General features: G+C 29.8%; 12 protein-coding genes and 1 other RNA gene. 6 read left to right on the top strand and 7 right to left on the bottom strand.

Going from position 1 to position 12,369, the window contains the following annotated elements; all coding sequences use genetic code 11:
* Nucleotides 1–83 precede the first annotated feature (83 nt).
* On the top strand, nucleotides 84–2,513 hold the full coding sequence (pheT, locus tag ACTF56_RS02730; protein WP_438965377.1) for a phenylalanine--tRNA ligase subunit beta: 2,430 nt from the start codon (nucleotides 84–86) through the stop codon (nucleotides 2,511–2,513).
* 121 nt (nucleotides 2,514–2,634) lie between these two features.
* Here the strand turns inward: pheT and ACTF56_RS02725 are convergent, their stop codons facing one another.
* The 4 genes from ACTF56_RS02725 to ACTF56_RS02710 form a co-directional block, all read right to left on the bottom strand.
* A complete protein-coding gene (locus tag ACTF56_RS02725; protein WP_438965376.1) occupies nucleotides 2,635–4,092 on the bottom strand; it encodes a magnesium chelatase in 1,458 nt (485 codons plus the stop codon).
* Between the two features lie 94 nt (nucleotides 4,093–4,186).
* Nucleotides 4,187–5,305, bottom strand: coding sequence for a vWA domain-containing protein (locus ACTF56_RS02720; protein WP_438965375.1), 1,119 nt, complete (start codon nucleotides 5,303–5,305; stop codon nucleotides 4,187–4,189).
* A 57-nt stretch (nucleotides 5,306–5,362) separates the two neighbouring features.
* A complete protein-coding gene (locus ACTF56_RS02715; protein ID WP_438965374.1) occupies nucleotides 5,363–5,713 on the bottom strand; it encodes a DUF1801 domain-containing protein in 351 nt (116 codons plus the stop codon).
* A complete protein-coding gene (locus tag ACTF56_RS02710) occupies nucleotides 5,713–5,970 on the bottom strand; it encodes a hypothetical protein (RefSeq protein WP_438965373.1) in 258 nt (85 codons plus the stop codon). Before ACTF56_RS02710 ends, ACTF56_RS02715 begins: the two co-directional genes overlap by 1 nt.
* 85 nt (nucleotides 5,971–6,055) lie before the next feature.
* On the opposite strand from ACTF56_RS02710, the gene ACTF56_RS02705 reads away from it, so the two are divergent.
* The 4 genes from ACTF56_RS02705 to creD all read left to right on the top strand — a co-directional run bounded on the left by ACTF56_RS02705 (nucleotide 6,056) and on the right by creD (nucleotide 9,306).
* Nucleotides 6,056–6,691, top strand: coding sequence for a hypothetical protein (locus tag ACTF56_RS02705; protein ID WP_438965372.1), 636 nt, complete (start codon nucleotides 6,056–6,058; stop codon nucleotides 6,689–6,691).
* 77 nt (nucleotides 6,692–6,768) lie between these two features.
* The gene (locus ACTF56_RS02700; protein ID WP_438965371.1) at nucleotides 6,769–7,065 is read left to right on the top strand and encodes a winged helix-turn-helix domain-containing protein; all 297 of its coding nucleotides are present in this window, start codon (nucleotides 6,769–6,771) and stop codon (nucleotides 7,063–7,065) included.
* Between the two features lie 53 nt (nucleotides 7,066–7,118).
* A complete protein-coding gene (locus tag ACTF56_RS02695) occupies nucleotides 7,119–7,574 on the top strand; it encodes a hypothetical protein (protein ID WP_438965370.1) in 456 nt (151 codons plus the stop codon).
* A 379-nt stretch (nucleotides 7,575–7,953) separates the two neighbouring features.
* On the top strand, nucleotides 7,954–9,306 hold the full coding sequence (creD, locus tag ACTF56_RS02690) for a cell envelope integrity protein CreD (protein ID WP_438965369.1): 1,353 nt from the start codon (nucleotides 7,954–7,956) through the stop codon (nucleotides 9,304–9,306).
* 77 nt (nucleotides 9,307–9,383) lie between these two features.
* Here creD and ACTF56_RS02685 read toward each other — a convergent pair whose 3' ends face one another.
* Both ACTF56_RS02685 and ACTF56_RS02680 read right to left on the bottom strand, forming a co-directional pair.
* Complete coding sequence (locus ACTF56_RS02685) at nucleotides 9,384–9,716, bottom strand: hypothetical protein (RefSeq protein ID WP_438965368.1); 333 nt, start codon at nucleotides 9,714–9,716, stop codon at nucleotides 9,384–9,386.
* A 90-nt stretch (nucleotides 9,717–9,806) separates the two neighbouring features.
* Entirely contained in the window at nucleotides 9,807–11,009 is a 1,203-nt protein-coding gene (locus ACTF56_RS02680) for an NAD(P)-dependent oxidoreductase (RefSeq protein WP_438965367.1), read from the bottom strand.
* A gap of 191 nt (nucleotides 11,010–11,200) precedes the next feature.
* On the opposite strand from ACTF56_RS02680, the gene ssrA reads away from it, so the two are divergent.
* Nucleotides 11,201–11,598: a transfer-messenger RNA gene (gene ssrA / locus ACTF56_RS02675) on the top strand.
* Between the two features lie 113 nt (nucleotides 11,599–11,711).
* Here ssrA and ACTF56_RS02670 read toward each other — a convergent pair.
* Entirely contained in the window at nucleotides 11,712–12,365 is a 654-nt protein-coding gene (locus tag ACTF56_RS02670) for a nucleotidyl transferase AbiEii/AbiGii toxin family protein (RefSeq protein WP_438965366.1), read from the bottom strand.
* Nucleotides 12,366–12,369: the final 4 nt, after the last annotated feature.

The following is a 12,369-nucleotide window of genomic DNA, read 5'->3' as shown; positions in this document are numbered from 1 at the left end:
TTTAAATAGGTCAAAATTTCTAAATTCATATTTCTAAATTCTAAATTTAAAAAGTATCTTTGCACCCTTAAAAATAAAACAAAATGCGTATTTCATACAATTGGTTAAAACAATTTATCAAAATCGACTGGAAGTCGGAAGAAACAGCAGCTTTACTAACTGACTTAGGTTTGGAAGTAGAAGGTGTAGATAAATTTGAAAGCCTAAAAGGTGGTTTAGAAGGTATTGTTGTTGGTCATGTACTGACTTGCGAAAAACATCCTGATGCTGATAAACTAAAGATCACTACTGTAGATTTAGGTGATGGAAATGCTCCTGTACAAATAGTTTGTGGTGCTCCCAATGTTGCCGCTGGTCAAAAAGTACCTGTTGCTACAATTGGAACAAAATTATACGATAAAGAAGGAAACGCTTTTGAAATCAAAAAAGGAAAAATTCGTGGACAAGAAAGTCACGGAATGATTTGTGCCGAAGATGAATTAGGTTTAGGTGATAGTCATGACGGAATTTTAATTCTAGATGAAAATTTAAAACCAGGAACTTTAGGAAAAGATGTTTTCAACATAGAAACGGATGAAGTTTTTGAAATTGGATTAACACCTAACAGAGCTGATGCAATGAGTCATTGGGGTGTTGCTCGTGATTTAAAAGCGGGTTTAATCCAAACCAACATTAATCCTGAATTAATTACACCTTCTGTAAGTAGTTTTAAAGTGGATAAGAGAACTTTAAAAATTGATATAGAAGTTGAAAATAAAGAATTAGTACCGCGTTATTGTGGTGTGACTATTTCAGATGTTACTGTAAAAACATCTCCAACTTGGTTGCAAAATCGTTTGAAGTCTATTGGATTAACTCCAAAAAATAATATTGTTGACGTAACTAATTATGTTTTACACGAATTAGGACAACCAACACATGCATTTGATGCCAGTAAAATTAAAGGAAATAAAGTTCTTGTAAAAACTGTTGAAGCTGGTACAAAATTTACTACTCTTGATGGTGTTGAACGTACTTTAGACCAAGAAGATATAATGATTTGCAATGCTGAAAAACCAATGTGTATTGCTGGTGTTTTTGGAGGTTTAGATTCTGGTGTTTCTGAAAATACTACTACTATTTTCTTAGAAAGTGCCTACTTCAATCCAGTTTCTGTAAGAAAAACAGCTAAAAGACACGGTTTAAATACAGACGCTTCTTTCCGTTTTGAAAGAGGAATTGATCCAAGTATTACCGAATATGCTTTAAAACGTGCTGCTTTATTGATTCAGGAAGTAGCCGGTGGCGAAATTACTTCAGATATTATAGACATATATCCTAAGAAGATAGAAGATTTTAGTGTTTTCGTAACTTTTGATAAAATCAACAGAGTAATTGGTGAAGAATTGAAAAAAGAAACCATCAAAACCATTTTAACTTCATTAGAAATCAAAATCAATAACATTACTGAATCTGGTTTAGGATTGACCATTCCTTCTTACAGAGTTGATGTACAAAGAGAAATTGATGTTATTGAAGAAATTCTTCGTGTGTATGGTTACAACAGCATAGGTTTTAGTACCAAAGTGAGTGCTACTATTGCAAATTCTCCAAGAACTGAAGAATATAAAATCCAAAATATCATTTCTGACCAATTGTGTTCTCAAGGATTTAACGAAATGATGGCTAATTCTTTAACTTCTCCAGAATATATAAAACTATCGGAACAGTTGATTGAAAATGAAACTGTTACTATAATTAATCCTCTAAGTAATGAACTTTCTGCGATGAGACAATCGTTATTGTTTTCTGGTTTAGAAGCAATTTCATTCAACATTAATCGAAGAAAAACTAATTTACGTTTGTACGAATTTGGAAAATCATACCATAAAGTAGAAAATGGGTACGATGAAAGAAAGCATTTGTGTTTATATCTAACAGGAAATAAAACAGCCGAAAGTTGGAATACAACGGTTTCAAAAACAGATTTCTTTTTAATGAAAGGTTATGTAACCGCATTACTTACTCGTTTAGGATTAGAACAAAAAGTAGGTTCATTACCTGTTACAAATGATGTTTTTTCTGAAGGATTAGCATTGGCTATTGGTAAAGAAATTATTGCTGAATTTGGAATCGTAAAAAAATCCATTTTAAAAGCTTTTGATATTAAACAAGAAGTAGTTTATGCCGATATCAATTGGATGGCAATTCAAAAATACGTTTCAAATAAGTTGAAATTAGTTGAAATCTCAAAATTCCCAGAAGTAAGAAGAGATTTGGCTTTATTAATTGACAAAGAAATTACTTTTGAAACGATATATAAAATTGCTAAACAAACAGATAAAGCGCTAATCAAAGAAATTAGCCTTTTTGATGTTTATGAAGGGAACAACTTGCCAGAAAATAAAAAATCGTATGCAGTAAGTTTTATCATGAATGATGAAAAGAAAACTTTAGATGAAAAACAAATTGAAAAAGTTATGCAAAAACTTCAAGCCAATTTTGAAAGAGAAGTTGGAGCTACTTTGAGATAAAATTTTCATCTTAAAAAGTTATCTGCTTTAAAACTTAATCTTTAAATAAAAATTAAAACCCATAATTCTATTTTTTAAATTAAAAATAAATTATGGGTTTATTTATTAAAATACTCTATACTTACAATTTACTAATAAAATTACTATACAAATCTTTGTATTGATAGCCTGATTCTACTCGGTTTTTCGATAGTTTTTTATATTCAACCAAAGCCCAAAGAATGAATTCTTTCATAAAATAAGCATCTTCTTTAGAGGTTTCTGGTTGATACTTTTTAACCAAAACATCCAAAGGTTTTACTTCGTCTAGTATTTTTTGATATTCAGCATTACTTTCATCATCTAACAATTCAAAACCACTTTCGTTGAAAAACCATTCTAGTAAATCCGTGTAAGCGTTTTTTTCATTTTCTTTTTCCAACTTTTCTATTTTAGGAAAATATCCGGGAAATAAAGTATGAATAGCATCACCAATTAAATATTGAGCAACCGTAGCTGCACCTTCTTGTTCACCCTCATAAACCAACTCCACTTTTCCTGTAATGGCTGGAATTATTCCCATAAAATCAGATAATCTTACAGTTGTTTTTTCTTCACCAGCTAATAAAGTTCTTCGTTCAGCAGTAGAAATTAAGTTTTCAAAAGCTGTAATACTCATACGAGCTGAAACTCCACTTTTAGCATCAATAAACTCACTATCTCTAGCTTCAAAACCTATTTGTTCTAACAAATCTTTGGCTAAACTTGGCACATGAACTGTTTCTGATTGATTTGCATCTAATTTTGATTCTTGTTGTGTAATAGTTCTAGCAATTCCAATACTTTCAGGATAATGTGTTAAGATTTGTGAACCAATTCTGTCTTTCAAAGGTGTTACAATACTTCCTCTATTGGTATAATCTTCAGGATTTGCAGTAAAAATAAATTGCAAATCTAAAGGCATTCTCAATTTAAAACCACGAATTTGAATATCACCTTCCTGCAAAATATTAAATAACGCAACTTGAATTCGAGCTTGTAAATCGGGTAATTCGTTTATTACAAAAATACAACGATTGGCTCTTGGTATCATTCCAAAATGAATTACTCGTTCATCAGCATAATTTAGTTTCAAATTGGCTGCTTTTATCGGATCAACATCACCAATTAAATCCGCAACAGTAACATCTGGAGTTGCTAGTTTTTCAAAGAAACGCTCACTTCTGTGCAACCAAGTAATTGGAGTATTATCTCCTTTTTCTTCAATCAAATCTTTGGCAAATCTCGAAATCGGATTTAAAGGATCGTCATTAATTTCTGAACCTTCGACTACTGGAATATATTCGTCCAAAAGTTCAATCATTTTTCGAGCCAAACGTGTTTTTGCTTGACCACGAAGTCCTAATAAGTTAATATTATGTCTGGATAAAATAGCACGTTCCAATTCTGGAATTACAGTGTTTTCAAAACCATGAACTCCTTCAAAAGTAGTTTCACCTGCTTTTATTTTGTTTCGTAAATTGTTTCTTAATTCGTCTTTTATGTTTTGGGATTTGTATCCTGATTTTTTTAATTCGCCTAATGTTTTTATTTCTTTCATATTATTTTTTTTTTGCCACAAAGGCACTAAGTCACAAAGTTTTTATTATATTTTATTATTTAAAATTTGATTTATGCAAACTGAAAACTGAACACTATTTTATTTTTTTCTTTCTATTTGCTTCATAATCTTGAAAAATCATTTCTCCTAAACCTTTCAGACCTGTGTAAAATGCTTTTCCTTGATTGGCTTCTGTAAAATGATTTACAAATTGCTGTAAATAAGGATCTTTAGCAATCATAAACGTAGTGATTGGAATGTGCAATTTTCGAGCTTGAGCGGCTTGGTTATAGCATTTATCTACAATATATTGATCTAAACCATTGCTGTTCATGTAATATTCTCCATTTTTCTCACGAACACAACTTGGCTTTCCATCAGTAATCATGAAAATTTGTTTGTTGGTATTTCTTTTTCTGCGAAGAATATCCATGGCCAATTGTAATCCTGCAACAGTATTGGTATGAAATGGTCCAACTTGCAAATAAGGTAAATCCTTGATTTGAATCGTCCAAGCATCATTTCCAAACACTAAAATATCTAAAGTATCTTTTGGATAACGAGTTGTGATTAATTCAGCTAAAGCCATCGCAACTTTTTTGGCTGGTGTAATTCGGTCTTCACCATAAAGGATCATGCTGTGTGAAATATCAATCATCAAAACCGTACTCATTTGAGATTTGTGATGACTTTCTTCCACAATTAAATCGCGTTCAGTAAGCATAAACTCACCTACTCCATTGTTTACTTGTGCATTTTTAAGACTTTCTGTTAATGAAATTTGCTCTACTGAATCGCCAAAGTGAAATTCACGAAAATCACCTGTTTGCTCATCACCTTTTCCTGTTTGCTTTGATTTATGATTTCCTGAAGAAGCTTTTTTAAGATTTCCAAAAATTTGATCTAAAGCAGCTTGTCTGATAGCTCTTTCTGTTTTTGAAGTGATGCCCAATCCACCAGTTCCATCAGGTTTTAGTTCTTCTTTGATGTATCCTTTTTTCTTTAAATCTTCAATAAAATCATCAATAGTATATTCTGGTGTGGTTAATTTATATTCAACATCTAGTTGACGTAACCAATCTATTGCTTCATCAAAATCTCCAGAAGTGTGTGTAATTAATTCCTTAAAAATCGTAAACAACTTATCGAAAGGTGACTCGTAAGGTGCTTCGTAATTCTTAAAATAAAATCCTGATTTATTCACTTTATTCATAGTCATAAAATTAAGAATAAATGACTAAAGAAAATTATAACGAGTATTAATATTTAGTTAAAGGTATAAAGACTTTAATTCAATTAAAACTTCGGTTAAGACTTTATTATCAATCTTACTTAAGTCATCAAAACGAAGAGAAGCAACCAACTTTCTGTCTTTGTCAAACATGAGATTTCTGTGCTTTTTTAAAAGATATCCTTTCATAAAGCACAAATCAATTGCCTTTTCTTTTTTTAAGATATTAAGATAACAAAATGGTTTTTTCTTGTAGTAATAGAAAGGTAATTTCCATTTGAATAACAATTCAACTTCAGGAACATTTTTTTCAATAACTGCACAAATATGTAACATTAATGATTGAAAATGCTCCGATTGTTTTAAAATATGTTCTTCAGCTGGTTTCATTATTCTTTTCCAATAGTTGCTATTTCATTTTTACTTTTTGATTTTGAAATTAATCTATTGCTATATTTAAGTAGACTTATTGAACCCCAAAAAAACAAACTCAAACCTATAATAGAACCAATAATATAACCTACTAAAAAGGCAGAGTCTTCTTTTGAGTTTTTAATTATACCCGTTATTGCAGTTACTATTGACATACTAGATATTATAAGTAATACTACACTTATTCCTTTTAAAAAATATCCCAAAATCTTCATAATTACTTTTTTTTCAAAAATAGTCAAAAAAAATAGTTCTACATTCAAAAATAATTATTTACTTTGCATTTCAAAGTACTTTAAAATGGAAAACGAAAAATATCTTCAAGACATTGCTGAAATAAAAAACATGATGAACAAATCGTCGCGTTTTTTATCATTAAGTGGATTATCTGGCATTTTAGCTGGTTTTTATGCTTTAATTGGAGCTTTTTTAGCCAATAACATTATCAAGTATACTTATGACTCGAGATATGTTATTGTTAGAGGCAAAATGAATTCAGAATCAACAGAAAATGCAATAAAACAATTGTTTATTATTGCTGCAGTTGTTGTAATTTTATCCATCATAACCGGAATTGTTTTGAGTTCTACAAAAGCCAAAAAATTAGGTGAGAATCTTTGGGATGTTTCTTCAAAAAGATTGGTGGTTCAATTTTCAATTCCGTTAATAAGTGGTGGTTTGTTTGCTTTGGCTCTACTCTATCAAGGTTATTATGGTTTAATTGCACCTGTTACCTTGATTTTTTATGGCTTAGCTTGTGTGAATGCGAGTAAATACACTTTAGGTGATGTAAAATATTTGGGCTTAACGATGATTGTATTGGGATTAATCTCAACCTTTTTTGTAGGTTATGGCTTATTCTTTTGGGCAATTGGTTTCGGATTATGTCACATCGGTTATGGATATGTTATGTATCGAAAATATGACAGAAAATGAGTTATGAGTCGTTAGTTATGAGTTAGTAATTATACCTTTTAACCTCATAACCTTTTAAACTTTTAACACAAAAAAAAATGAAAAATATCATACAAAACATAAACAAAGCCTTTGATCACCGAATTCGTCTTGGGATAATGTCTGTATTGATGGTGAATGAAAGTGCTGATTTTTCTACTTTAAAGGAATTATTAGGAGTAACTGATGGAAATTTGGCCAGTCATGCTAAAGCTTTGGAAAATGAAAATTATATAACTGTGGAAAAACAATTTATTGGCAAAAAACCCAATACCAGCTACATTGCTACAAGAGAAGGAAGATTAGCCTTTAACAATCATATTAACGCCCTTGAAAAATTAATCTCAAAATCATAAACATTTTTTTATCCATTTACTTTGAATTTCAAAGTACTTTTAAATACTAAAATATGAAAGAAATAATCATCGAAAAACTGTACAAAATTGTAAAAGTTCCTTATGAATTTTTATTCAAAAATGCTGCTCCTTGGGAAATTAATATTTCGGATTTTATAAATCTTCCCGATGACAGTTTGGGATTTCATTTAGGCTGCTTTCTACTAAAATACAATTTAGAACCGCAACCAAGATTGGAAGAACACGACATCTATCACGTTTTAACAAATACTGGAGTTTTGGTTACTGACGAAATTAACATGCAATTCTATTTACTAGGAAATGGCAAAAAATCACCTTTTGTATTTATGGTTATTGCAACTGGTTTGGTCTTCTACCCTTTTCGATTCAAAACATTTATCGAATCTTATAAAAAAGGAAAACAAGCCCATCAATTTTATCATTTGGATTTTTTGAAGATGCTTCCTGTTCCATTGGCAAACATTAAATCAACTTTTAATATTTATTAACAATAAATCAATAAAAATCATGGAAAAAATATTAAAAAAGCCATTTTATCAAAAAAATTATATCCCAATTTTATCCTTTACAATTGGTACAGTTTTATTGCTTTTATATGCATTAACCAAAATTAATATATTTCCAATTATAGGTCTTTTCTATGTTTATTTAGCTGTTATTACTAATTGTTGTTATCTAATTGCGATAGTAATACTACACTTCATTAAAAAAAGAAATAACAAAGAAACATTTACAAGAATAGGAATTACTTTATGCAATATTCCAATAACTATTTTTTATATGTATTTAGTTTTTAACGTAATACATTAACCACAAAAACTTTTAAAAATTTAAACACATAACCTTTTAACCATTTAAAAAAACATCATGGAAAATCAAACTCAAAACCTGCAACAAAAACCTTCGTTCTTTCAATCCAACACAGCCAAAATGATAATGGTTGGTTTATTATGTCTATTCCTATTAATTCCTTTAGAATTGGTCAAAGGATTAATTTCAGAACGTTCACAACGCAAAAAAGAAATGACTCAAGAAGTCAATACACTTTGGGGTTCAGACATTAAATTTTATGGTCCAATATTGAGTATTCCTTATTATAGTTTTGAAACTATTGAAGTAGTTGATGCCAATTCGCAACGTACAACACAAACGAAAAAAGTGATAAAAAATGCTTATTTTTTTCCTGAAATTTTGAATAATTATTCGAATATTAAAAAAAGTCAGCCTTTAAAAAGAGGATTATATGAAAACGTTGTTTTTACTTCAACAATGGATTTTAACGGAAATTTTGAAAAACCAAATTTTGATAAATTAAATATCAATCCAGAATCTGTCATTTGGGAAAAAGCAACTGTTATTGTCAATACAACCAATTTGAAAAGTATCAAAAGTGATTTGAAAATTTCTTTGAATGATCAATTTTTCTCATTTGAATCAAAGTCTAATAATCAATCAAATTATGGTGTTTTAGAGTCAAATCAGTTTGATTATAATACATTACAAAATCAAGATAAAATCAACTTCAAATTTCAAATGAAGTTTAATGGAAGTGAAAGTGTACAATTTATTCCTATTGGAAAAACCACCAATGTAAAAATTGATTCCGATTGGAAATCACCAAGTTTAATGGGAACTTTTGCTGCCAATGAAGAAAATAAAAAAGTAGATAGCACGGGTTTTCACGCAGAATGGAAAGTATTAGAAATCAACAGACCATTTTCGCAACAGTATGAAGAAAGCGTTCCTAACTTAAATGAGTATTTATTTGGAGTGCGATTATTGGAAACTGTAGACCAATACCAACAAAATGAAAGAGCTTCAAAATATGGGTTTTTGGTTATTGGATTAACGTTTTTAGTGTTCTTTTTGATCCAATCGATTAGTAAAATCAACATTCATATTTTTCAATACACGATGATTGGATTGGCTTTAGTGATGTTTTATACCTTATTGATTTCGATTACAGAACATTCTACATTTTCATTAGCTTATTTAATCGCAGCAATTGCTGTAATTGTGATGATTGTACTCTATTCAATTTCCATTTTAAAAAATAAAAAATTTCCAATGTTTATTGGAGTTTCATTAACTGCCTTATATAGTTTTATATTTGTTATTATTCAGCTAGAAGATTATGCTTTATTAGTTGGAAGTATTGGATTATTCGCAATTTTAGGAGCTGTAATGTACTTTTCTAAAAAGATTGACTGGAATAGTTAGTTTTAGTTGACTGTTGTCAGATAACAATTTAAGGAAAAACCACAAATTCATAAATTTTATTCTTTGAATTTGTGGTTTTAATTTTTAAAAAAATCCATTAAAATAATCGCAACCGTTGTTAAAACCATCACGATTAATAAGATTGTAAAATATAACTTTTGGACCTTTTTATTTTCTTTATAATCATATGAAGGAATCGTTTCAGTACTAGCTATTATTTCATTTTTTATTAACAATTCATTGATTTTTGCTCTGTCTTTATCTAATAAAAAATAAAGAAATTCATTTGTTAAATCATTATTGTAATATGAAATATTGTTTTCAATCAATAAATGTTGAAACAGAATTTTATCTTTAAATAAAATATTTAGTTTAAAATGCTCTTGAAATTTTATTTCTATATTATTCATTTTAAATCTGATTTATTTTTTTCTTTTCTAAAACTGCCAACTAAAAACTGCCAACTAAAAACTGAACACTGAACACTGAACACTGAACACTTATTTCCCGTCAACGTAATCTTGTAAATAAGCAAAACGTTCCGTTAATTTTCCGTTTTCTGTTACTTTAGCTCTTGCTAAAACACCATCTTTATCCTCATTAAAAAAAGCTGGAATTACTCTTTCTAAGAAAACTTCACCAAAACCTTCACTGGCATCTTTGGGCAATTCGCAAGGCAAATTATCCACAGCCATAACCACTACAGCAGATGGATGCGAAAACGGTACTTCCTTTTCTTCGCTAGCTAAATAACCGTATAAAGGCTCTGCAATTGTACTTGCTCTAATGGTACAAGCAATTGGTCCATTAATATCACAAGAAATATCTGCTACCACTTTTAATTTGCACTTTGGAGATTTTAGCATTGCTTTACTCAAGATAATTGGGGCGCCATTACCATAAAAATGTCCAGCCATAAAAATATCAGAAACATTGGCAAATCTTTCAAAATCAGACTCGTATTCATTTGGGTTTTTATAGAAGTCACTTTTATCTAAAACTTGTCCGTCTTTTCTTTTATTATAATCTAAAACATCAATAAAAGTATAAACGGGTGCATCATATTTTTTAGTCAGATAATCCGTAACTGATACTTGTTTCATTTTCATGGCATCTAACATTTCTTTAGCACCGTAAGCTACTTTTCCACTTCCTGTTAAAACAATTTTTATATTTGGTAATTGATTTCTTCGTAACCTTTCAATTAAAGCCTTTTGATCGGGTAAAGTTTCTGCTTTAGCTAAATTAAATAATTCATATTTCATTCCGAAAGCTCTAATTCCATTGTACGCACCAACAATTCCAGCATAACGCCCAAAACCAATTAAACGATTATTATCTTGATTTACAATTGTTTCATGATCGTACAACTCGATATTTTTTTCTAAAATAGCCAGTAATAAACTTCTGTTATAAGGTTGTTTTTTTATAGTATGAGAAAAGAAAAAATATTTTTTATTGGGGATTAACGCATCCAAAGGAACTTCTTTTACACCAATTAAAACATCGCAATCATCCATGTTTGAGGTAACTTCAAATCTTTTTTCTTTATATTGTTCATCAGAAAATATTCTAACATCAGAAGACTCAACTTTTATTTCTGCCTGTGGAAATTCATTTTTTAAAACTTCCAATCTATAAGGAGAAAATACTACTCTTCTATCTGGTGGGTTTTTGCGTTCTTTTATGATTCCGAATTTCATTGGTGCTGAATTTTGTTCAACATCTTTCGATGTTTATTTTTATTAATTTAAGATTACAAATATAGCTTTTGAATAACTAGTAACAAAAGATTTTTTAATTGAAAAATTAGTAGTAATTTTGGCCCAGTTTTAGTACTACCATTAGAGGTATTCACTGCCTTCTAATAACTGAGCACTTAATACTTAAAAAAGGGGTCGACTGGTTTTGACAGCGAGTGGAATTAACTAGTAAGCACGTCGAGCATTGTATGTTTTGCTCGTAAATCCAAACGTACAAATCTATACACGGCGAAAATAATTACGCTTTAGCTGCATAATCTGAATTATAGTAAGATAGTGCCACGTTCCTACTAGGTAGGAAAGCTGGATTCTCCTTAAAAGCCTTGGTTTATGGCGTTTAGTTTAGGAGAACCGTAAAAGTAAACCTAGAAACGGTAATACTTTAAATCCGTTTTGAACTGGTAAAGTTAAGCAAAGAGTGGTTGTTTTTGACCTAGCTTTTTGTCGAAAATCTAATCAAAAACTAAGCGCGTAGAAAGCTTTTTGATTGCTTGTTTGGACCCGAGTTCGATTCTCGGCGACTCCACAATAAACATTGATTATCAATGTTTTACAAATTTTACACCCAATTTTACACCCAATTATGTAAAGTTGGGTGTTTTTTGTTTTAAGCGCATTTGATATAATCTAAGTGCTAAAAACTTAATTATTGCTTTTGAATTTTACAATAATTTCTTCAATATCCTCTTTTATGAATTCCCAATATTTGCCTTTGAAACAAATAGGATTGAATTCATCATCTGCTATGCTAAAATCAGTAAAATTTTGAATAATCAAATCTCTGTCGTGGGTATACGGATATCTTTGTTCGTGTAAATCTAACATTTGGGATAAACTATAATTTTCAAATAATTCATGTAAATCCCAAAAATCTTTTTTTCTACCACCTCTCTGGACTACATCTAATTTCATAGCAATGATTTCTTCTATTGTAGCCATTCGAATGGTATCTTCTAAATAAATGGGTTGAATAAATTTGTCGGTATAAAAAATATCCAACTTTAAAGCATTGTCTATATCCTTCCCTATCAGGTATGATTTTCCTATTCCTGGAATAATATTCGAAAGGTGGTCAATATACTTAAAATTGGTCTGTAAATAATTCTGAATGGCATCAAAATCTATTTCACCATATTCAGCATCGCTAAAAAGGTCTATATCTATAGATTCCCTGTGTCCAATTTGTAAACTCAATGATGTTCCACCAACTAATCTAAAGTTTTCAAACTCTTTAGCTGCCATCAATTGAAGCAATCCTTCTTTTAATAAATTGTTTACAGTTTTGTAGTAAAGCATTATT

The sequence above is a fragment of the Flavobacterium sp. genome (assembly GCF_965657075.1).
In the GTDB taxonomy this organism is placed as follows: Bacteria; Bacteroidota; Bacteroidia; order Flavobacteriales; family Flavobacteriaceae; genus Flavobacterium.
This window is presented reverse-complemented; position numbering and strand designations above follow the sequence as displayed.